This is a genomic window from Geomicrobium sp. JCM 19039, assembly GCF_000698145.1.
Classification (GTDB): domain Bacteria; phylum Bacillota; class Bacilli; order Bacillales; family Marinococcaceae; genus Geomicrobium_A.
On the sequence record NZ_BAXB01000038.1, the window covers coordinates 1 to 22,958 of the forward strand.

The 22,958-nt window shown below is 44.7% G+C and carries 17 protein-coding genes and 7 pseudogenes; 15 read left to right on the forward strand and 9 right to left on the reverse strand.

From position 1 onward, the window contains the following. Nucleotides 1–713 (forward strand): annotated as a pseudogene (locus tag JCM19039_RS24685) (collagen-like protein); the annotation flags it as partial. A gap of 56 nt (nt 714–769) precedes the next feature. Here the strand turns inward: JCM19039_RS24685 and JCM19039_RS20280 are convergent. Together JCM19039_RS20280 and JCM19039_RS20285 are read right to left on the reverse strand one after the other, a co-directional pair. Next, nucleotides 770–1,552, reverse strand: coding sequence for a J domain-containing protein (locus JCM19039_RS20280; RefSeq protein WP_042430764.1), 783 nt, complete (start codon nt 1,550–1,552; stop codon nt 770–772). 84 nt (nt 1,553–1,636) lie between these two features. After that, nucleotides 1,637–1,975 carry a hypothetical protein gene (locus JCM19039_RS20285; protein ID WP_152550302.1) on the reverse strand — a complete coding sequence of 113 codons (339 nt, stop codon included), beginning with the start codon at nt 1,973–1,975 and terminating at the stop codon, nt 1,637–1,639. A gap of 149 nt (nt 1,976–2,124) precedes the next feature. On the opposite strand from JCM19039_RS20285, the gene JCM19039_RS24690 reads away from it, so the two are divergent. The 4 genes from JCM19039_RS24690 (at nt 2,125) to JCM19039_RS20300 (ending at nt 5,499) form a co-directional block, all read left to right on the forward strand. Next, nucleotides 2,125–2,292 (forward strand): hypothetical protein, encoded by a 168-nt coding sequence (locus JCM19039_RS24690; RefSeq protein ID WP_193744317.1) that lies wholly within the window; start codon nt 2,125–2,127, stop codon nt 2,290–2,292. 453 nt (nt 2,293–2,745) lie between these two features. Then, complete coding sequence (locus JCM19039_RS20290; RefSeq protein WP_042430768.1) at nt 2,746–3,246, forward strand: flavin reductase family protein; 501 nt, start codon at nt 2,746–2,748, stop codon at nt 3,244–3,246. After that, nucleotides 3,236–4,723, forward strand: a complete 1,488-nt coding sequence (locus tag JCM19039_RS20295) for a 4-hydroxyphenylacetate 3-hydroxylase family protein (protein ID WP_042430771.1) — start codon at nt 3,236–3,238, stop codon at nt 4,721–4,723. The genes JCM19039_RS20290 and JCM19039_RS20295 overlap by 11 nt, the downstream gene beginning before the upstream one ends. 29 nt (nt 4,724–4,752) lie before the next feature. Further along, nucleotides 4,753–5,499: an IclR family transcriptional regulator gene (locus JCM19039_RS20300; protein ID WP_042430781.1), complete on the forward strand. Its 747-nt coding sequence runs from the start codon at nt 4,753–4,755 to the stop codon at nt 5,497–5,499. Nucleotides 5,500–5,586: 87 nt separating this feature from the next. Here the strand turns inward: JCM19039_RS20300 and tnpB are convergent. Next, a pseudogene (gene tnpB / locus JCM19039_RS20305) lies at nt 5,587–6,740 on the reverse strand (IS200/IS605 family element RNA-guided endonuclease TnpB). 159 nt (nt 6,741–6,899) lie between these two features. Between tnpB and JCM19039_RS20310 the strand changes: the two are divergent. From JCM19039_RS20310 to JCM19039_RS20355, 10 genes and pseudogenes are all read left to right on the forward strand, one after another. Further along, nucleotides 6,900–7,436, forward strand: coding sequence for a 3-hydroxyanthranilate 3,4-dioxygenase (locus JCM19039_RS20310; protein ID WP_042430784.1), 537 nt, complete (start codon nt 6,900–6,902; stop codon nt 7,434–7,436). Next, nucleotides 7,433–8,433: pseudogene (locus JCM19039_RS20315) on the forward strand (amidohydrolase family protein). Before JCM19039_RS20310 ends, JCM19039_RS20315 begins: the two are co-directional and overlap by 4 nt. Next, entirely contained in the window at nt 8,433–8,894 is a 462-nt protein-coding gene (locus JCM19039_RS20320) for a RidA family protein (protein ID WP_042403688.1), read from the forward strand. Before JCM19039_RS20315 ends, JCM19039_RS20320 begins: the two are co-directional and overlap by 1 nt. Nucleotides 8,895–8,914: 20 nt before the next feature. Further along, nucleotides 8,915–10,383 (forward strand): annotated as a pseudogene (locus JCM19039_RS20325) (aldehyde dehydrogenase). Nucleotides 10,384–10,401: 18 nt separating this feature from the next. After that, the gene (locus JCM19039_RS20330) at nt 10,402–11,172 is read left to right on the forward strand and encodes a 2-keto-4-pentenoate hydratase (protein WP_238545165.1); all 771 of its coding nucleotides are present in this window, start codon (nt 10,402–10,404) and stop codon (nt 11,170–11,172) included. A 36-nt stretch (nt 11,173–11,208) separates the two neighbouring features. Next, complete coding sequence (locus tag JCM19039_RS20335; RefSeq protein ID WP_052399001.1) at nt 11,209–11,997, forward strand: 2-keto-4-pentenoate hydratase; 789 nt, start codon at nt 11,209–11,211, stop codon at nt 11,995–11,997. Nucleotides 11,998–12,038: 41 nt separating this feature from the next. After that, entirely contained in the window at nt 12,039–13,091 is a 1,053-nt protein-coding gene (locus JCM19039_RS20340; RefSeq protein WP_042430789.1) for a TRAP transporter substrate-binding protein, read from the forward strand. A gap of 18 nt (nt 13,092–13,109) precedes the next feature. Continuing rightward, nucleotides 13,110–13,589 carry a TRAP transporter small permease gene (locus tag JCM19039_RS20345; RefSeq protein ID WP_042430790.1) on the forward strand — a complete coding sequence of 160 codons (480 nt, stop codon included), beginning with the start codon at nt 13,110–13,112 and terminating at the stop codon, nt 13,587–13,589. A 68-nt stretch (nt 13,590–13,657) separates the two neighbouring features. Next, nucleotides 13,658–14,870 (forward strand): annotated as a pseudogene (locus tag JCM19039_RS20350) (TRAP transporter large permease). Between the two features lie 139 nt (nt 14,871–15,009). Beyond that, nucleotides 15,010–16,595: pseudogene (locus JCM19039_RS20355) on the forward strand (FAD-binding dehydrogenase). Nucleotides 16,596–16,644: 49 nt separating this feature from the next. Here the strand turns inward: JCM19039_RS20355 and JCM19039_RS20360 are convergent. From JCM19039_RS20360 to JCM19039_RS20375, 6 genes and pseudogenes are all read right to left on the reverse strand, one after another. After that, entirely contained in the window at nt 16,645–18,540 is a 1,896-nt protein-coding gene (locus JCM19039_RS20360; RefSeq protein ID WP_042430791.1) for a bifunctional 2',3'-cyclic-nucleotide 2'-phosphodiesterase/3'-nucleotidase, read from the reverse strand. A 197-nt stretch (nt 18,541–18,737) separates the two neighbouring features. Beyond that, entirely contained in the window at nt 18,738–19,448 is a 711-nt protein-coding gene (locus JCM19039_RS20365; protein WP_042430792.1) for an alpha/beta fold hydrolase, read from the reverse strand. An 88-nt stretch (nt 19,449–19,536) separates the two neighbouring features. Beyond that, a complete protein-coding gene (locus JCM19039_RS22760) occupies nt 19,537–20,400 on the reverse strand; it encodes a penicillin-binding transpeptidase domain-containing protein (RefSeq protein ID WP_238545166.1) in 864 nt (287 codons plus the stop codon). A gap of 35 nt (nt 20,401–20,435) precedes the next feature. Then, nucleotides 20,436–20,663 (reverse strand): hypothetical protein, encoded by a 228-nt coding sequence (locus JCM19039_RS24695; protein ID WP_052399003.1) that lies wholly within the window; start codon nt 20,661–20,663, stop codon nt 20,436–20,438. A gap of 36 nt (nt 20,664–20,699) precedes the next feature. Continuing rightward, nucleotides 20,700–21,532 (reverse strand): annotated as a pseudogene (locus JCM19039_RS22770) (penicillin-binding protein 2); the annotation flags it as partial. A 40-nt stretch (nt 21,533–21,572) separates the two neighbouring features. Then, entirely contained in the window at nt 21,573–22,088 is a 516-nt protein-coding gene (locus JCM19039_RS20375; protein ID WP_052399005.1) for a hypothetical protein, read from the reverse strand. Nucleotides 22,089–22,958 lie beyond the last annotated feature (870 nt).

The following is a 22,958-nucleotide window of genomic DNA, read 5'->3' on the forward strand; positions in this document are numbered from 1 at the left end:
CGGGTGCCACGGGCAATACTGGACCTCAGGGCGTTACGGGAGTCACAGGCAGTACCGGGCCTCAAGGCGTTACGGGAGCCTCAGGCAACACTGGGCCTCAGGGCGTTACGGGAGTCACAGGCAGTACCGGGCCTCAGGGCAACACAGGTGTGACGGGTGAGGCGGCAACTTCAAGATTTAGTACTATCTTCGCTTCTGCAGGAGGTGCTGGGCGCGGTACCGCTTTACCAAGTACAGACTCATCAGGCGCCTCATCTAGCATTAACTTATTATCCTTTGGCAGAACGAGCAACAATTTGAACCTAACAGATGGAAGCACGTTCACTGTGCCTTTTGCATCAGATAATTACCAGTTTTTCATTACGTTCCCTCAAGATGTTTTAGTTACTGGTGTGGGAGCCGTTTTTAATAATTTTGCGGCCTTTACCCCGGTAACCGGAAGCGATTTCAGACCGTATGTTGCACTCGCTATTGCAACACCTGGAACATTCAATTTTACGCTTATTCCAGAAAGCATTACCTATTCTACAATAGGATTTTCAGGTGGCTCAACAAACCCTGTTTCCACAATCCTTAATGGCTCTACCCAAAACCTGAGTGTCCCCATACAGGCAGGTACTGTGATGGCAATTGTAGGTGGTTGGTCAAACTTAGGCACACCTCAATCATTACAACAATTTATTTATATGAGCGGCTCAATTTTCTTTAGTTAAGTTAAATAAAAATAAACGTAGGTCTTTCCGACCTATGTTTATTTTTATCATTCTCTTCAAACGGCAACATGTTCCTTCTTAATATGCTCGTACGCTTCCTTCACCCGTTTAAACTTATGTACATCTCCTGTTGGAGAGTCGGGATGGTACCTTTTTGCCATGATCCGGTAGCGTCTTCTTAACTCGTCGGCACTCACCTGATCGGTTGATTCAAACTCAAATATTTGTAGATATTCATCGACGTGACGCCCAAATCGGTTGCCGACTTTTTCCGTGAGCATCCGCCCTGCTTCAGCTTTGTAGTGTTGAAACGTCGTTGCCGTATGAAGAAATTCAGCTTCGCTCGTTGGCATTGCCGCACCGATGAGCATGTTCTTTTTCCTCATTGTATTGTTCGCCATGATCGTTTCAAGTGCGAACGATACGAGATCGACTAAGTCGTTTGCTCGCGGAAGTTCTTGCTGCACTACTCTTCTGTAGCGCGAGAATGCCCCCACTTTATAGGTGAATTGTAGATGCTCATTAATGATCATCGTTCCAACATACTGCTGCCCACAAGTAACCCCGCTTCGGGTCACCTCTTTCTCGTTAATGAATAGCTCGATCTTGTTGTGCGGGTCGTGAATAAGTAGCCGACCTCCGGTTATTTCACAGTACTGGCGATGCCGGTGTCCAGCAATCACAAAGAAATGAACATTCTTGCCTGTGAGCGTGGCATTGCCATGAACATAACTTTTATATTTTCGAACATCAATGACATCTTGCCGACGAGAGGTTACGTAATGCCACCCCGCCACTGCAAAAGCAATTATGATAATGAGCCATACCGATGCAACCATGCACATCACCCTTTTCTACGTGTCTCCTTAGTGTAATAGTATTTCATGATGTTATGTAACGCAATGCATGATGGGTGATTCTTCCTATAATAACTTTATTATGAGCAAACGGACAACCGACTGAGCAGCCATATACAAAAGTGAAGACCCAATCAAGACGGTATTCCGTTCTAACGGTATAAACCAACCAGTATCATTCGGGATGAAAAACGCCCCTAACACGACGGAAACAGCGGTGACGAGAACGACCACCTTCAGCAAATCTTTCACGTCAACCTGGGCGGCAAGCACACCACCAATGAGGATCGCCAAAACGACACCGATGCTAAGTGCCGCAAACCCAGTGATTTGGTGATACTCCAAATAATGAAACAAAAACGGCGCAGGAACGAGCAAAGAAAACAGACCGTAACCCGAGCGCAAATGATCACCTCCCATAGCTATTCTATTCGCTTCATAGGTATTTTTTCCCTCTTGCGGATGCAACTTTTTCTAACAAATTTCCATTTTACTGAAACAAAACGACATCCAATCACGTTATAATAAGTAGAGATAAAACTGAGAGGTGACCAATGAAAACCATTTCTGAATTTATTGCCGAATACAGAAAACTTCCCGATGATGTAAAAGAAGTCGCCTTTCTCTATGCAATGGCGAGCATTAAGAAGAGAGACCCGGTTGTTTACGAGAAAACCGTCGAGAAAATCGAGCGCCTAAAAGGCCAATATGAGATCGAGTAGTAAGGCTGCGAGGGCAGTCTTACTTTTTTGTTTGTTTAGATGCACTACATACCTTTTGCAAATTCCCACCTTTAGAATTAATAGTGCACGGCTAACGATATCTGTTACAAATCAACTTCCACGACGAGACAATCCATTCATCCCCTTTTATTGCCCTTTAAAAATTCTTCAAACCAACTAATTCTTCTCACGCATTATTTTTCTATAGGCGATCAGCCTTCTTCTGCAATCGTCACCGTGTTTTTTCAACGACATTTAGAAACGTAAATACGACTTATGCTTTTAACGATATCTATCATCGATTTACTTTAAAACATAACCATTTATAATATTGACCCATGTTCCCCAAAAAATATTTACGCATATTTCAATATATGAAATGTAAGCGTTGTCTTAAGATTAAATATTCAGTATATTTTACTTGAATTTTCATAAGGAGGTGACGATTAACGAATGGACGCGCGTGATTTACGAAACTGCTATGGACGCTTTACAACTGGTGTTACGGTCGTCACATGGGGGGCAAAAGAGGATCGTTCTGGGATTACTGTGAATTCTTTTACATCTGTATCTCTCGACCCTCCATTAATTCTAGTTTCTATAGATAAAGGGACAAAAGCGATTCAAGCATTAGAAAACACTCCCTTTATTGTTAACATCCTATCGACTGGGCAAGAAGCAATTGCTTGGCAATTTGCAGGCAAACAACAGCAAGGCTTGCAAATTGATTGGTCACAGACCGATATTGGGCCGAAGTTAGAAGGATCCCTCGCCACACTTGAATGTACACCGTGGGAAAGCTTTGATGCTGGAGACCATGTCCTCTATCTCGGGAAAGTAGAACAATACGAATACACAAATGGAGACGGTTTAATGTTTTTTCAAGGTAAATTTCTTAATTCCATTGAAGTTGAAAACTATATAGGCGAACAGGAGGTCACTCATGGGAATTAGAACGGGCGAATCGTATATTGATGGTGTTAAAAGTAGAGAGCCAGACGTCTGGCTCAATGGTGAAAGAATACGTGATGTTTACCACCACCCTGTTTTCAAACAACCAATACATGAAATTGCAAGCCTTTACGACTTGCAGCATGACCCCATTCATCAATCCGACATTACACACATATGTGAGGAGACTGGCGAAAGGACAAATAATGCTTTTCTTGTGCCGAAATCGTATGAGGACTTGATGGCTCGGAGTAAAACATTTGAAGTGTATGCCCGTGCTACATTCGGTCTTATGGGAAGATCTCCTGACTTTTTGAATGTCGTTCTCACGTCTATGGCTAGCAATTCTTCTTTCTTTGAACAGTATAATTCTGACTGGGCTAAGAACATCGAAAACTATTATAAGTATGTTCGAGACCATGACTTATTTTTAACTCATGCAATTATTAACCCGCAGAATAACCGAGCCAAAAATTCCCAAGAACAAGATGATGAATTTACTCACCTCGGAGAAGTGAGGGAAACGGATGAAGGCATTATTGTACGCGGGGCAAAGATGCTTGCAACTTTAGCTCCGATTACCGATGAAGTAATCATCTATTCTTTTCCCGGTTTCGCTCCAGGAGATGAAAAATACGCGCTAGCTTTTGCCTTACCCATTGATACACCGGGATTAAGGTTAATGTGTCGAGAACCTATGCAAGATGGTAAACGATCACTCATCGATCACCCGCTCGCTTCTCGATTTGAGGAATCAGACGCGCTTCTCATTTTCAATGATGTGCTCGTTCCGTGGGATCGTGTCTTTCTTCGAAATAACGTTGAAGCTGGCAACCGCTTATATCCGAGCACCGGAATAATCGAACAACCCTCTCATCAATCTGGTGTAAGAGGACTCGTCAAACTACAATTTGCGGTAGAAACAGCCGCAAGAGTAGCTGACTCGATCGGTGTTGATCATTATCTAAATGTACAAAAAGACCTTGGAGAACTTGTGCAGAGTGTTGAAGTGATTCGGGCGTTGCTCAGAGTAGCTGAATATGAACACGTCACAATGGATAGTGGCGAAGTTCGGCCAGCTGCCGATCCATTAGAAACCATTCGCGGATACATGCCGCTCATGTATCCACGTGCCATTGAACTGATTCAAATCATTGGCGCTGGCGGCTTGCTCATGTCACCCACGGGTGCCGACTTTGACCATAGTGAAGTTCGACAAAACTTAGATCAATATTATATGGGTCGAGAAGGGGTTAGTTCCTATGAACGAGTGAAGCTATTCAAGCTAGCGTGGGATTTATGCGGTGAGGCATTTGGTCAGAGATTACTTCAATATGAACGCTACTACACTGGAGACCCCATCCGTAAACGGGCCATTTTTTACAACAATTATAAACGTAAACACTCCTTTGACATGGTTGATCAAGCACTCGATGCTGCAGAGAAAATTCACCAACAACAAAACGGCATCACCCATTAACAGACATCTGATGAAAGTGGTGGTTCTTCGTGTTGGCATCCGTGAGCAAGATATCTAAAATATTGAACTGCTTCACTAATGAAACTCCTGCATTGCGAAACCTGGACATCGCAGAGAAATTGGACATGCATCCTAGTTCATCGCATCATCTTGTGAGTAGTTTATGTAAGGAAGGCATACTCATTCAAGATCGTAAGAAGATGTATCGCCTCGGTTGGAAGCTTTTAGAGTGGAGTAACAATGTGATGTATCAACATGACTTTAATGAGACGTTGCCGATCGTAGATGAATTAATTCGTAAGTATCATTGCGTCGTCCATGTCGGGATGTTCGATCAAGGTGAAGTGAGGTTTGTTTTAAAGACATCTTCTAAGCATGCCATCACAATTCCAACATTTATCGGTTCTAAGAAGCCTGCCTACTGCACGAGTACGGGCAAGGTATTGCTCGCTTACAACCCTTCTTTTGTTCAACAAACGGTAGCAAAAGGACTTGTACGTGAATCTCAAAATACAATTACAAGCACGTTTGATTTGAAACGAGATCTCGAAGTCATAAGAAAAAATGGGTATGCAGTAAGCGACAACGAAAATGATACGACAACTTACGGAATTGCTGCGCCGATCTTATCTTACTCAGGAAATATTGTCGCCGCACTTAATCTCGTTGGATCCCTTGAATATATGGGTAGAATCAACCGAAAAGAATGTATTCAAGACGTAGTGAGAACCGCAAAACTTATCTCTAAAGATCTTGGTTATATTGAACACTTTTGAACTACTCGGCACTAAAGTACCGAGATTCCTAGAAGCACAAACCTTGACCGAGCATCGTTGATGCTGGGAAGCGGGTTTCGTTCATGGCTAGGCGATCCCCGCAGCTCCTGCGGTTCTGAGTCCCTCTTGGAGGATGTTCACAGCTGCGTTGATGTCGCGATCGTGAGGGGTATGGCAGGCTGAGCAGGACCACTCACGAACGTGTAATCCTTTCTTTCCGTCGTGGTGCCCGCAGCTCGAGCAGAGCTGGGAAGATGGGAACCACCGGTCAACCTTAATGAGTTGTTTCCCATACCAGTCAGCCTTGTACGTGAGCTGTGTCACAAACATCGACCAGGAGACATCACTTATGACCGAAGCCAGCTTACGGTTGCGAAGCATCCCTTTCGCATGAAGGTCTTCCACCACGATCGCATCGTGGTTTTTGATGAGATCGGTGGATAGCTTATGCAAAAAGTCCTTCCGTTGGTTGGCCACTTTTTCATGGAGGCGAGCGACAACACGTTTTTGCTTTTGATAATTTTTCGCCATGTGTAACGGAGTACCGCGGCGTTTAGCTCCTTCGGCTCGACGTGACAACTTTCGTTGCTCTCGAGCGAGCTTTTGTCGCATCGCCTTTGTGAAGCGGTGATTGTTCATTTTTTACCGCTCGAAAGAATGGCGAAGTCGGTGATCCCAAGGTCAACACCCACCGATTGCCCTGTGGACGGCAGGGGCTGTACATCGGCTTCGATCTTAAGCGATACGATATAACGACCGCTCGCTTTGCGAGTGATCGTGGCACTGACGATTCGTCCCTGAATGGCACGACCCCCACGAACCTTCACCAAGCCGAGTTTCGGGAGCTTGATTCGGGTGTTCGTGACCGTGTTTGTCGGGATCTGGGCTTTTCCTTGGATGGCCGTCGTGTACGATTGCACAGGATTTCGCTTACTTTTAAACCGTGGGTACTTGCCTAGCTTTGCGTAGTATCGTTGGTAGGCGTCGGCAAGCGACCGCACCGATTTTTGCAAACTGGTACTGTCCACGTCCTTTAAAAATGGAAAATCGACCTTTAGCAATGGCAACGCATTCGCGCACGCCATATAGGAAAGACCTTTACCTGTTTCGGTGTAGGTGTGCTCCCAGGAGGCACGGAAATGGTTGTAGACGAACCGGCAACAGCCAATTGTCTGAGCAATTTGTTCTTGTTGCTTTAGATTGGGGTACAACCGAAACTGGATGCCTTTGTACGTCAACATGGCGAACCTCCATTCTGGGAACGTATATTCTTATGTTCAGTATACCATGAATAGATTGAAACGTCTGGTAATTCAAAACCGAGAGCCATTCATCTCACGACTGAAGTCGCGAGTGTTCTGTCTCTCTGATTATAAAAATTGCGAAAGGATGTTGTACAAATGACATTACAAAGCAGAGCATTCAATATCGAAAAAGTGATTGAGGAAAATAAACACCTTCTCCAACCACCTGTAAACAATAAAGTACTCTGGGAGGACTCTGAATTTATTGCGATGTTGCTTGGTGGACCTAATAAACGCCGCGACTTTCATGTCGATCCTTCAGATGAATTTTTTTATCAAATAAAAGGAAGTTGTTATGTGGAATGCATTAATAATGAAGGTGAGCGTGAAGTTGTAGAAGTGAAAGAAGGCGAAATGTTTATGCTTCCAGCTAACGTGCCACATTCTCCTCACCGCATTGCAGACACATACGGAATTGTACTTGAAAGAAAGCGAGATGAGGGTGAGCTAGAGAACTTCGTCTGGTTCTGTCCAGAATGCAACCATGAAATGCATAAAGTAACCATTCAGCTTGAAGACATCGGCACCCAAGTGAAAGAAGCAATTGATTCCTTTAATGCAAGTGAGGAGTTACGCAAGTGTGATCAATGCGGGCATAGGATGGCGCGAGAAGCAGATGTGTGGAAACCATGAGAATCGATTTCCATACACATATCATCCCTCAGAACTTGCCAGATTTCTCTTCTAAATTTGGTCAGAATCGGTGGCCGGTCATGAGTCAGAAGTGCTCTTGCGGCGCAGACATCATGGTTTCCGGAAAAGTATTTAGAGAAATTTCTGATCAAGCTTGGGACCCAGAAAGACGCATCAATGATATGAATAATGCGGGGGTAGATATGCAAGTCCTCTCCCCAATACCTGTCACCTTCTCATACTGGGCACCTGTAGAAGAAGCGCTTGAAATGTCCAAAATCCAAAATGATTTCATCGCCGAGACCGTTCGAGCGTATCCACAAAAATTCTTCGGCCTTGGCACAGTCCCTTTACAAGACACTGAAATCGCCATTCATGAAATGAACCGTTGCGTGAATGAACTAAATTTACACGGCATTGAAATTGGGACAAATGTGAATGGAGAAAATTTAGATTCTGCTCGCTTGCTTCCTTTTTTTGAAAAAGCGGCTGAATGGGGAGTTCCCCTGTTCATCCATCCATGGGAGACGTTAGCAAAAGACCGAACCCCAAGACATAACTTCATGTACACCATTGGAATGCCTAGTGAAACGGCACTAGCCGCTGCAAGCCTCATTTGGAGTGGCGTTATTGAAAAATATCCAAACTTAAAAATTTGCTTCTCACACGGAGGCGGTTCGTTCCCATTTATTTTACCAAGATTGGATCAAGCTGGAACGTTTGGCCAGATCTTAGAATCACCGAACACCCGCCCAGTCACTATACAAGCAGTCTCTATTTCGATGCATTAAATTACGACCCACTCAATCTACAATTTCTCATAGACCGCTTTGGCATCGACAAGATCATGATGGGAAGTGATTATCCATTTTTGCTGCAAGAATCTCCACCTGGTAAAGGAATTGATTCCTTATCTGGTCTGCAAGATAGTGCTAGAAAACGACTTCTTGGTCGGAATGCTTTGGAATTTTTAAACATAAAGGAGATCAGTCATTGATGGATTCAACGTCTAAAACACCTGAAGAAAATTTAGAAGCATTAGGCATCCACCTATCAAACATCCGACCTGCTGCTGGCAACTACGTTAGCCACGTGAAATCCGGTAATTTAATCTTCACTTCTGGTCAAGGGGTGGACCAGTATCACGGCAAGCTCGGCGATGATCTCACATTAGAAGATGGCTATAATGCCGCGCGTCAATCGATGATTAACTTATTGAATGTATTGAAGTATGAGTTAGGTGAATTGAGTCGCGTCAAAAGAGTCGTTAAAATACTAGGTTTTGTGAATAGCACTAGCGAGTTTACAGACCAACCAATTGTTATGAATGGCGCTTCTGACCTCCTCGTTGATGTATTTGGTGAGTGCGGGAAGCATGCTCGTTCGGCAGTCGGAATGGTACAACTACCGAATAATACCGCGATTGAAATTGAAATGATTGTTGAAATTAACGATTAAAGGACGGAAAGGATTCGCTTATGCCAACCAATCAGATAGCGCCACTTACGAATAAAACGATCGACTGCCTACATTTTATCGATGGTCAGTATGTCGAATCAGCAAACACATTTGACAATATAAACCCTGCAACAGAACAAACCATTGGACAAGTTGCCCATGGAGGTAAAGAAGAAGTAGACCTCGCGGTGAAAGCAGCAAGAAAAGCTCTAAATGGCGAATGGAAAGCTTTAACAACACGCCAAAGATCCGACATCCTAAGAAAAATTGGAGATTTAATATTAGAGCGTAAAGAAGAGCTTGCCATGCTGGAATCAATGGATACCGGAAAGCCTTACGCACTTGCTCTAGAGATGGACATTTCAAGAGCTGCTCACAATTTCTATTTCTTCTCAGATTATTTAACATCTCTCGGTACAGAATCTTACCAGCAAGATCATGTTGCTCTTCATTACTCCATTCGAAAACCTGTCGGTGTGGTCGGCATGATTAACCCTTGGAACTTACCGCTTCTCCTGCTCACTTGGAAGCTTGCGCCTTGTTTAGCAGCAGGAAATACTGCAGTCATGAAACCAGCTGAATGGACGCCTATGACAGCGACTGTACTTGCACAAATTTGTGTAGATGCGGGCGTTCCTCCAGGGGTCGTTAATCTTGTTCACGGATTCGGAACCGACTCTGCCGGTTCAGCAATTGCTGAACACCCACATATCGACGCCGTAACTTTCACAGGCGAAACGAGTACTGGAACGGCAATTATGAAAGCCGCTGCACCAACACTAAAAAAGGTATCTTTTGAACTCGGTGGGAAAAATCCAAATATTATTTTCGCTGATTCAGACATAGACGAAGTCATTGAAACAACGGTAAAGTCAAGCTTTATTAATCAAGGGGAAGTTTGTTTGTGTGGTTCACGCATTTATGTCGAAGAAAGTGCTTATGATTTATTTCTACAGAAATTCATAGCCGCAACGAAACAACTGAAAGTCGGCAACCCTCTTGAGGAAGATTCTTTCGTTGGTGCCATCGTCAGTCAAGAACATTATCAGAAAGTAATGCGCTATATTGACCTCGCTAAAGAAGAAGGAGGAACAATTGAAACCGGTGGCAAAAGACCGGATTATTTAAAAACAGGATATTTTATTGAGCCGACAATTGTTACAGGTTTATCACAAACAAGCCGGTGTGTAAATGAAGAAATATTCGGACCGATCGTGACTGTCCTCCCCTTTTCAACAGAAGAAGCCGTAATTGCTCAAGCAAACTATACTCACTATGGATTAGGAGCGACGATTTGGACGAATGATTTACGAAGGCTCATCGCGTTGCCCAAAGCATTGATGCAGGTATCATCTGGGTAAATACATGGTATTTACGAGACTTGCGCACACCTTTTGGTGGTATGAAACAAAGTGGAGTGGGTCGCGAAGGCGGTTCTCATAGCTTTGAATTTTATAGTGAATTATCAAATATAACGATAAAAATGTAACCCTTGGAGGTACAAGCATTGAAATCATTTTCTCACATTTTATGTGAAGCTGAGGCGAAGAGAGTAGGTGCTTCGCCTCTTACAGAAATTTCTCCCGACCTCTCCGTGAAAGAAGCATATCACGTGCAGTTAGAAACGATTGAGGCAAAAGTAAGAGCTGGGGACACGGTTGTCGGAAAGAAAATTGGATTGACGTCCAAAGCGATGCAATCGCTTTTTGGTATTAACGAACCTGATTATGGTCACTTACTTAAATCTATGAAACTGTTCAATGGGACTTCTATTCAAACAATCAAAGTGATGCAACCGAAAGTAGAAGGGGAAATAGCTTTTCTTCTCCAAGACGATCTTTATGGTTCTAAGATTACCGTTGATGATGTGATGAATGCTACACAATTCATCATCCCAGCTATCGAGATTGTCGATAGTCGCATCGCTGAATGGAAGATTAAACTAGCAGACACGATTGCTGACAATGCGTCTTCTGGGCTTTTCCTTTTGGGAGACAACTTGTTTGACCCATCATCAATTTCCTTACCTGAAATCACTCTACAAGTTCGTAAAAACGGTACTCTGGTCAGCAAAGGTACAGGTTCAGACGTTCTTGGAAACCCAGCGAGTTGCGTTGCTTGGTTAGCTGAACGTATGAGTGCACATGGTACCGGACTTAAAGCTGGCGAGATCATCCTTTCAGGAGCTTTATCTGAGGCAGTAAATGCACGTCCTGGCGATCGGTTTGAAGCAGACTTCGGCAAGCTCGGAAAAGTTTATACCCACTTTGAAGAATAGCCTTTCAAACAAGTAAACATTGGAGGCAGACTGAAATTGAATCTAACTCAATTAGCACAGACTGTTGAATATCACCAGCGCCACGGAAAAGAAATGCAAAAGCTCACCTTAACGTATCCAAACTTAACCGTAGAAGATGCGTATCGTATTCAAAAGAAAACCATTCAACGATATGAAGATCAAGGAGACAAAATGGTTGGCTGGAAGATGGGATTAACAAGTGTTGCCAAACAAAAATCGGTGAATGTTGAAGAGCCGATATACGGTCGTCTTACTGATGGAATGACCCTTTCTAATGCTACATTGGCCACCAAAGATTTAATTCACCCAAAAGTTGAGCCCGAGTTTGCTTTTCACATTAACAAAGAATTAAAGGGAAAGAATATAACAGCAGCCGATGTTTGGGACGCTACTGCAGAAATCTCTCTAGCGTTAGAAGTGATTGATAGTCGATATAAGAATTTTTCTTTTACATTGACAGACGTCATCGCTGATAATGCTTCATCTACGAAGTACATGCTAGGATCAAAACGCTTTAAAGCGACCGATACGAATTGGTCTGCTGTGCAAGTCTCTGTTTCATTGAACGGCACTGAAGTGCAAACAGGATTTGGACAAGCTGTTCTCGGCAATCCAGTTAACGCCATTATTGAATTGACCCGAATGCTCAATCAGTTTGATCTCTCAATTCAACCAGGCATGATTGTACTTTCTGGAGCAATTACAGAAGCCGTTAATGTCCAGGCAGGTGATTGTCTGACCGCATCATTCTCAAACTTAGACACATTATCATTGCATGTACATGACGAGCAGACCAATTTTTGAATGTAGCTTAATCCATTTATTAACAGGGAGTGAAGGTGACCATGAGAAACTCAAAATCTTGGTATTCAATATCTTGTTTTATCGGATTCGTGCTTTTATTGTCCGCATGTAATGACGCTGACACTGAAGTTGAAGGAGGTTCAAATGGCGAGAGTGAAACCGAAGGAGAAGAAACTGTCATCGCTGGTGATGCTGAACAAGTATTTAGATTAACTCATACGACACCAGAATCTCATATGTGGCATCAAGCTGCCGTCCATTTTGGTGACATACTTGCTGAGCGTTCTGACGGCAGGTTTGGATTGGAAATATACCCAGCAGGTCAACTAGGTACAGAAGCTGACATGCTACAACAAATTGAATCAGGATCGATAGATTTCGGTTTCATTACAGCAGCAGAAATGAGTTCCAGAGAAGAGGCGTTCAGTGCATGGTTTGCCCCTTATTTATTTGACACGATCTTGGAAGCGAACGAGGCAAGAGAATCTAACGAAGCAAGTGCCATCCTTAATACGTTAGATTCGAGTAATATGATCGGTCTTGATTATTTGTTTGCTGGTCAACGTATGATGCTTAGTCGAGATGTGAAAATCGAGGGACCAGATGATATGTCTGGGTTGACTTTACGCGTCACCCCCAGTCCTCCAATGCTTCAATTTTATAATTCACTCGGTGCATCTACAGAAGGAATCCCTTTACCTGAAGTGTATTCAGCGGCTCAAACAGGTGTCATCGATGGAATGGATATGGATCTTGATGCAACCATTACAAATAACTTCTATGAAGTCGTTGACTATGCAGCCGTTACAAATCATATGGTGTGGCCAGCCGTTGCAGTCATGAATGACGCCTTATTCGACGGGTTGTCTGATGAAGACCAACAAATCGTCATAGATGCACTAGATGAGGCTGCTGATTTCTCAGCAGAAACGAGATATGAACAAGAAGAAGAGTTTAAAGAACAACTTCGTGGAGAGGGAATGGATGTTTATGATATCGATCAAACGCCATTCGAATCTGAGATCGCCGAGTTTGATGAAGAGTATTCAGCTATCGACTCTCTCATTGAAGATTTCATCACGGCTTTCAGATAAAAATTAGGAGGGTTTAGCATGGCGTTCGTTAGCGATGTGATAGCGAGAATCGAGAAAGGAATTGGAATATTCTTAATTTCTTCAATGGCGATAATCGTTGCTTTAGCAGTGTTGTTTCGATATTTTATCCATGCACCTCTTTCATGGGCAGGGGAAGCATCCATCTATTTAATGATATGGATGAGTTTTGTAGGAGGAAGCTTGGGGTTAAAGTACAAGTCCCAAGCTTCTGTCACCTTTCTCATCGACCTTTTACCAAAAGGAATGAAAAATGCCGTACTTATCACAGGGCATATTCTTATACTTACGTTTCTTTGTATCATTCTCTATTACAGTTACATTTGGGTTTTTTCACCGAGCGTAGCCAATCAGGTAGCCAATTCTACACAAATTCCAATGTGGATCCCATACAGTGCCGTACCCGTTGGACTAACCTTTGCAACCGTCCACATCATCAACAATTTAGTACAACTATTTAAGAAGGAGGATGCTGAATGACTGTTTTGTTAATCATCATTTTCTTTCTGTTAATGTTAATGGGCATTCCAATTTCTTTAGTACTTGGAATGATCACAGTCATCTATTTCTTTACCGTTGGAAATACGGCCCTTCTAGATTCCACTCCTATGCAACTGTTTTCAAACTTGGAGAATTACGGATTGTTAGCGATCCCTTTGTTTATGTTAGCTGGTGAGCTCATGAACGGTGGAGGCATTACTTCCAGACTCGTTCGGTTTGCACGTGTACTATTAGGACATGTGCGCGGAGGGCTAGCCTATGTCGCAATTCTCTCAAACATGTTCCTTGCATCCATACTTGGGTCTGCAAATGCACAAGCTGCCATGATGAGTAAAACACTAGTCCCTGAAATGGAGAAAGAAGTATAGTCGTGACTTCTCTTCGGCTTTGACGTTGTCTGGATCAATCATTGCACCGATGTTACCACCAAGCATGATATTCATCATATACGGAACCCAATCCGGAACGTCTATTGGGGCGCTTTTCATGGCTGGAATCATCCCAGGTTTAATGTACGGTCTAGGTTTTGTTTTGCTCATTGCTTTTATGGGTTATAAGTACAACTTCCCAAAAAACGAACGTGCCACCATTAAGCAAATACTTAATAGCGCTTACTCTGTAATTCCAGCACTTAGTATCCCGGTAATTATCCTAGTCGGTATTCTGAGTGGCTGGTTTACCCCTACAGAATCCGCAGCCATTGCATGTGTGATCGCATTTTTTATCGGTAAATTCTTCTATAAAGAGTTAACCTTTCGTAAATTACCGGCCGTATTTTCTAATACAGTGACAAGTACGGCGACTGTCACGTTTCTCATCGCGATGGCTGGTGCCTTTGGATGGATGCTCACTTTTGAGCAAATCCCACAATCGATTACAAATACAATGTTGTCCATATCAGAAAACACCCTCTTGTTCCTCCTGCTAGTAAATGCATTACTCCTCTTACTAGGAGCGATTATTGATGGGATTGCAGCACTAATTATACTCGTACCCGTCTTCATGCCACTACTTGCAGTATATGAGGTGGACCCAATTCATTTTGGGGTCATTATTTGTGTGAACTTAACAATCGGACTGTTAACCCCACCCGTAGGAACAGGATTGTTCATTGTGTCATCGATCGCTAATATTAAATTCGAACGCCTCGTTGTCGCAATGGTTCCATTCCTAATTGTTGGCATATTGATCTTACTAGTGATTACGTATTGGGAAGACACGACACTTTTAATTCCGCGATTGATGGGACTCACTCAATAGCTATTAAGTAAGTCCATAATATAAAAGGAAATCTTATACTTTTGTAGTATTTTCTATAAAAGGAGAGATTTCAATGACAAATCATTTCGACGCCATCGTCATCGGCGCCGGCTTTGCCGGCCTCGTTGCGGCAACGGAAATGGCGGATAGAAATAAGCGTGTCCTGCTACTCGATCAAGAACCGAGAAGTTCACTTGGCGGACAGGCCTACTGGTCGTTTGGCGGGCTTTTTCTCGTGGATACACCCGAACAGCGTAGACTTGGCGTACAAGACTCTTTGTCACTCGCATGGCAAGATTGGCAAGGGACAGCAGGGTTTGACCGAGAAGATGAAGATGCGTGGAGCACGAAGTGGGCGAAAGCTATGTGCAGTGGGCGGCAACCGAAAAGAGAGAATGGCTTCACTCTCTCGGCATCCGCTTCTTCCCCGTCGTCGGCTGGGCCGAGCGAGGGGGCAGTAACGCCAATGGGCACGGCAACTCCGTTCCCCGCTTTCATATTACGTGGGGAACGGGTCCAGGCGTTCTCGAACCTTTTATTAAGAAACTTCATAAATATGAACGAAATAACCAGATTGAGTACTTCCCCCGTCACCAAGTGGACGAGCTTATCGTAGAGAATCGTCAAGTCGTTGGCGTTCGCGGGTCGGAGCTCGTTCCTTCATCCGTCGCTCGGGGAAGAGAAACGTCTCGAGAACGAGTAGGGGATTTTGACTACCGGGCCGCGGCCGTCGTTGTGGCGAGCGGAGGGATCGGGGCTAACTTTGATTTGATTCGAAAAAACTGGCCAGAGTGGCTAGGCCGGGCACCGAGAAAGATGATTGCTGGTGTGCCTGCCCATGTGGATGGTCGAATGCTTGGTATTGCTGAACGTGCTGGGGGACGGGTCGTCAACCGCGACCGTATGTGGCATTACACTGAGGGCATTCGAAATTGGTACCCGATCTGGAAACAGCACGGCATCCGCATATTACCTGGCCCGTCTTCGATGTGGTTTGATGCTACCGGTTGTCGGTTCCAGCCTCCGAATATGCCTGGGTTTGATACGTTATCTACGCTCAAAGCGATTACGAACACCGGCTATGATTATTCTTGGTTTATCCTTACACAAAAGGTGATTGAACGAGAATTCACCCTTTCTGGGTCTGAACAGAATCCCGATTTAACAGGGAAGAGCATCAAGAAAGTGCTAAAGCGTGTGCTTCCCGGTGCACCTGAGGCAGTTCAAGCGTTTGTCGATCACGGTGAAGACTTTCTTGTTGCCACAACAGTCCGGGAACTCGTAGACAAGATGAATACGTTGAGCGAAGGTCCAGTATTATCAGCTGAACACATCCGTGAACAGATGGCGGCTAGAGACCGAGAGATGGATCATACATTTACAAAAGATGCGCAAATTGCTGCCATTCGCAACGCACGCACATTTACAGGAGATCGTCTTATCCGCGTCGCGAAGCCTCATAAGATGTTAGACCGTGACAATGGCCCGCTTATTGCCATTAAACTTCATATTGTCAGCCGTAAAACGTTAGGTGGGCTGCAAACGAATCTTCATGGACAAGTGCTTCACGAAGACGGTGACTCGGTTTCGGGATTGTATGCTGCTGGCGAAGCGGCTGGCTTTGGAGGCGGGGGATTGCACGGGTATCGCGCGCTAGAAGGAACGTTTCTCGGCGGGTGCTTGTTTACTGGTAAAGTTGTTGGCGAGGCGATCGCCAAACGCTAAGCCAAAAAGAAACCGCCAATCACTTTATAGAGTGATCGGCGGTTCTTCACTATTCAAATGTAAATCGCGTTCCCTCATCGGTTTCTTCATATAGCTCAATTCGATCGTACCCATCACTGTAGTCACCCGCATCTGCAGCACTATCAAAAATGATATCCCCTGCAGATTCAATCGGAGCGAGTTGCCAGTTCTCGCTTGCTTCAACATCAAGAGGCCCTTCATGAGCAATGATGTAATCAATAATAATTTGTCTATTCTCATCGGTGGTTTCGAGAACGGTTTCGACATCTGCATCAAGATGATCTTCCCCGCCAGCGCGGTAATTGTTCGTTGCTACATAAAAGCGATCGTCACTCTCAACGGGCTCACCATCATATTCTACGTTCAATACGCGTTCCCCTTCATCATTCGTAACATCAACTTCATAAGTGACATTTTCAATTACGTCAAAGTTATAACTCGCAAAGTCTTGGTTAACGAGTTCTTGGTCAGCGTCTTCGTCCGAATCAATTTGGTTGAAATTTAAGGCGGAATACTCAAGCCAATTCTTCAGTTGGTCACCGTCGACTTCCACTACGTGTAACGTATTCGGAAATACGTACACATCATTCATGTCGCGAATGGCCACTTCACCTGCATCAACTTGTGTGAAATCCCCACCTCGCCCGGCACGGAATGGTGCGGCAGCCGACAAGAGTGGCAAGTCATCGTCTAGCTCTCCACTCGCTTGCAGCTGCTCCATATAGTCCAGTTGCGCATCGTTAATGAGTTGCACAACTTCATTGTCCTTCACTCGTGAAAAGTACGTATTGATATCGCTCGTAATTTCACCAACCGGGCTATTTACGTAATTAACCGTTGCCTCGTGTGCATCTTGCACGAGTTCTTCCATGCCTTCATGTGAGGGTGCGTCTTCTGTGCTCCGGATTTCTGATTCAGCAGACGCAATTGTCCACTCGCCATCTTCCATCGTTACATCAAAGTTTAGAAACCCGAGATGACTGCCCCAAGATCCAGGCATGACCGTAGGTACGTCATTAATTGTTCCGGCATCTATATCAACCGCTTCGACTCCCTCATAATCTTCACTAGGAAAATGGTTATGTTGATGGCCGAGCAACATGCCGTCGATCCCGTCAATTTCGCTCAAAGGAATCGCTGCATTCTCACTTGGATTATCACTATCATCAATGCCTGTATGCGCAATGGCAATGATCAGGTCAGCACCTTCATCCTTCATTTCTGGCACAAATGTTTGGGCGGCATCGGCAATTTCCAGTGTCTCGACTTCACCTTCTAAGTGAGCGGCATCCCAGTTCATAATTTGCGGAGGCACGAGTCCAATGAACCCTACCGAAATGGCCTCACCGTCAATGTCTTTTTCGACAATCGTATACGGTTCATACACAGGGTCTTCGGTGCCAGGTTCAACGACGTTTGCAGATAACCACGGGAAATCCGCGTCAGCAATCGTTTCATCGAGGAAATCCAACCCGAAATTAAATTCATGATTTCCTAACGCCGCTGCATCGTAGTTCATTTCATTCATTGCATCCATGATAATATGCGTCTCATCTTCTTCTAACGGTTCAATTTGTGCTGGCATGTCACCAAGTATGCTTCCTTGAATCGTATCGCCATTATCAATAAGCATCGTATGTTCAAATTCTTCTCTCGCTTCTTCTACGAGTGTATGTACTTTCGACAGTCCGATCGTTTGATCTTCTTCATCATTCATATAGTCGTAAGGCATAAGGTGTGCATGGATATCTGTCGTACCTAAAATCGATAGCGTCGTCGTGTCTTCAGAATCTGTATCCTCTTCCACGTTCTCATCCGTAGGTTCATCGACCTCTGACTCAACATCATCATCGCTACATGCCACGAGCGTGGCTGATAAAGCGATTACAGGTGTGAGTATTGCGAACTTTTTCCCTTTAATCATATCAATCGCCTCCTCCAAAAGTTACGCTCTTATCGTAGCAACGTCACCATTCACCGACAACCAATACAGGGGAAAACAAGAAAAATGTACCATAATACTTTTGAGCAAAAATGCTTAGAGGCTCATAATGTTGGAATTATGTTACAACGAAACGACACACAAAAAAGAGCAGAAGTGGGTGTTTACCTGCTCGTCTGTCACGAAATATTCTTTATGAAGAGCCGTAATATCTTCGCATAAAGCTCCGGTTGTTCGCTTTGGACGTGGTGTCCGGCAAAGGGAATAACTGCGACACGGACGCCATCGTTCATTGCAGGATAGCGTTGCACCCCTAGCGTTTCATGGGGTTGCGACTCACCGACCATAAACAACATCGGCGCTTGAATACTCCGCAAATCTCCGATCGCTTCAAACGGGTACCAATTAGGTTGTAGGAAGAAGTGAGCGAGGGCGCGCCAACCTTGGCCATGAATCTCGTCCAGTTGTGCGGCTGATTCACGGCTATTCATCACTGCAGTAATTTCGTCCGCTTCCGCTTTCGACAGCTCGTCCCAGTTGTCCGGTACTTCTGGCATAACACCTGAAAAGGTTAACGAACGTACGCGAGAGTGATGTTGTTTAGCAAAAAAGATACCGATCATTCCACCAAGGGAGTATCCGATGATATGAGCGGACTCGACTCCTAAGTGTTCAAGCGTCTCGTTTAGATCATCTGCACACTTCGCATAGTAATCTTCCACATCTTCTGTAACTGATTTTCCGTGGGCTCTTAAATCCGACAAAATGACCTTGAAATCGGCTTGTAAATCGAACGCTACGTGTTCAAAATCGTGGACGCCGGTTTGAAACGCCGTATGAAGAAACACAACAGGTTCGCCATCTCCTCTTACTTCCGTGTGCAAAATCATCTAGCTGTCCCCTTCAGCAACCTCTTCTGGATCTTGTACTTGATCTTCCTCAGCGGCAAGTTCCGGGGCTTCATGATTTTCTTGTTGCTCAAAAAAAAAGATTCATCGCTTCTCTCGCCATCGTATTGGCAATGCCTGAGTTGTTGCCATGGTCATCTAAAGCGACACTCGGCACGATGACGGCGACCGCGATTTCTGGATTATCGTACGGGGCGTATGCCACCATCGTTTGGTTGTTTAACTCCATACCGTTCACCGTTGTTTGAGCGGTACCTGTTTTCGCAGCTAAAGAATAATCGGTGCTATTGCTGCCGTTAAAGTCATCATAGGCAGTACCACCGGTTTGTCCGGAAACAGCAACGACTTGCCGCATTCCTTCTTGCATTCTCTGAAAATCTGCATTCGTATTGCTTACCGTGTTCATGACTTCTGGCGCATAGTGACGGATGCTACTCCCTGCTGTTCCGTTCTCCATACTCGGTTCAAGCACATCGCGAACGAGGCGCGTGCGCATCCGTTCTCCGCCATTTGCCATCGTGGCACTGAATTGCCCGAGTTGTAGAGGGGTGTAGGTATCGTACTGCCCGAAGCTTAAATACAAGAGATTACCGGAATTGCTAGTGCCAATCAAACCTGAAGATTCCCGAGGAAGATCAATGCCAGTTTCGGTTCCTAACCCAAACTGAGCATAATGTTGACGCAAGTCATTATGCGCTTCCCCAAGTCTCGGCCATTGGTTCGTCGAACGATTCACTTCAGCTAAACGCATTGAAATTTCTGCCATGTAAACGTTCGAAGACCGACGAATCGCATCCAAATCGTTAATATACCCCATGTTTGTCCACGAACTAATATCCGGCGTATTATCTAAGCTAATTGTCGCATCTTGAATAACTGAACCATGACCTATAACGCCGTAGCTATAACCAGCAAGAACTGTCGCGGCCTTAATGGAGGACCCGACTTCATACGTATTATTAACCGTACCTAAATTCCCGTTATACCAACTAGGGAGAGAATATCACCGGTTGACGGTTCAATCATGACGACGTAAGCGTCACGACCGTCTGGGAATACGTGCCCGCCATAACTATGAAGCACATCGCTAACAAGATCTGTGACGTCTTGCTGCAAGCGCATATCAATCGTAAGTCTTAAATCATTCCCGCGGCGTCCTTCATCTGTGATCACGCTCCCGTCTGGTTGCGTCCTCACGACTGCCTTCTCGCCCCGAAGCACTTCCTCGTATTTATCCTCAAGATACGAAACGCCGACTTGATCACTACGTTCGTACCCCCGCCCAACATACCCACTAATAAGTTCCGACGGAATGGAACCGATGCTGCCGAAAAATTCGGTGAACTGTTCGCCATAAGGTAGATCCGCTCCGCATCCCGCATCAGATCGGTACCTGGCATATGATGCAACATCTCTGCCAGTCGGTGCGCATCTTCTTCGCCTAATCCGGTAGCAATGCGGTTTGGCGAATGATTGTAGCCGCTAAGCATCTCTGCCCAGATGACGACGGCTTGTTGTTCGCTCTCACTATAACTGTTCATAATTTCTTCGTCATCCAGACGGTCGAGTTGCAACTGGTAAATTTCATCATCCTCAAGCTCGCTCGCCTCGTCGTCACTTACGATGTTGGCGACATAGTCACGCAACGGGCCCGCTTCATCATCGTCACCGGTCGGTTCAATGGACGCTGTATACAGAAAATAATCTTTCCATTCCCGAGGGTTGACTGACTCGATGTCGTCTTCCTCTATCTCCAAAAATTCCACGAGATCGTGCGCGATTTCATAACGCTCGCGGTCATTGTTGGGGGTATTCGTATACGTGAGCGCCAGCTGCAAGTCGTTATCAACGAGCACGTAATTGTTGCGGTCATACATAATCCCACGCGGCGCTTCCACATTCGCTGTCTGCTCTTCTTCGTTCGTGAGCATCCGCTCGTATGAATCCCCTTGGACGATCTGAATGTACCCTAATCGTAAAATTAAGATCGAGAAAAGAATAAACACACCCACAAACAAAATATTTAATCGAAAAGGAATGTGATTCTTTCTTTTATGTTCGGCCATAACACACAACTCTCCTCAACCGCTCAAAAGGCAGTAGTGATTAATCATATCCACCTTCTGGATCCGGTAAAGCTTGGTATTCTTCTTTCGGTTCAATCACTTCAAAATGTATAAAACTCAGCCACTCGCTCAACTGTTCGTCATTTCCGTCACATTCAGCGGAGATCCACTCACGTTCAATTCGTTCACCGTTAATCGTCATTGCAACATGATTCTGACCGTGAGGGTTTACGCATTGGACGTCACTCACATATTCAGCCGTCTCTAAAAGATTCACTTCGACCATTCGGTCATAAATTTCTTCCATTTCCGACTCAGTGAGCGATAAATCAATGGTCACATCGCCATTAGGAATCAAATCTTTCGTAACCGTCTCTTCATACGTATCTATACCGTTCGCCCCTGCGTAGCCATAGGTGAGAGAAAAGTTAAAATCATCAGGCATTTCGGTGGGTAACTCGGCAGTTTCCACTTCTTCATCTTCTTCTGTGCCACAACCCACTATTAAAATCGTGACAATAAGTGTCAAAGGTAGTAGCTTTGCAACTTTCATCATAGCACATCCTCCTTCTTTGTTACTATAAACTGACGATATATTTCTTAAATTGTTACAGCTAGAGGAATCATAGAGAATGAAACGTTGCAGAGGCGAGTTCTTGTAGCCCAGATGATTTGGCTGACATCGATGGTCGAAAAGCGCCACCGTGTCTTCTAGTCACTCCAGAGCATAAGAGCAACACGGTTTACGATCTGGTCTACTGGTCACGGTGTGGAAAGAAGTCCAAATGCCCCATATATTCATTTAAGTGACAATTGAGAAAGAAAAATCACCATTTTAAACGTGGATGCGCACATAAACGGAGTCAACGGTCACAAATCGCGATATATGTGACCGTTGAGGGCCGAGAGTGCCCGGTTTGAAGGCTGGATTGTCACATAAGTGACAGGTCCTAACACTCTTGCGCCAAATGATGGCCACCGGTCACATCTTGTTACCCTTAGGCAAACGTTCTTCGTGTTACCCGTAAAGGCCAATCTCGAACATAGGGTTCAGTGAATATCTTTCGTTCAACTTATATAGATCACACCCCATTTCTAGCTGAAGAGCCCACGACCTGTCTACATGAAGCATGCCGAGGAAAAAGCGGTTTCGTTTCGGCACCGTTGGTGCCGATGGTTGCTCGATTTTGGAATTGTTTAGGAGATCGGCGATCTAGATCGCACCCGTAAAGATCTAGATCGCCTCAATACGTCTGCTTTCTCCAAACACTGGGCGATCTATATAGAATGAACTTAAGATTTGTCTGATTTGCGCTGTTGGGGGTTGGATGGGAGGGGTAGCGCGGTGCTAGGTGAGTCATTTTGCGCGCGAGTTTCCCCCATCTGCGCGCAAGTTTGCGCTTTTCACTTGATTTTAGCGCCGATT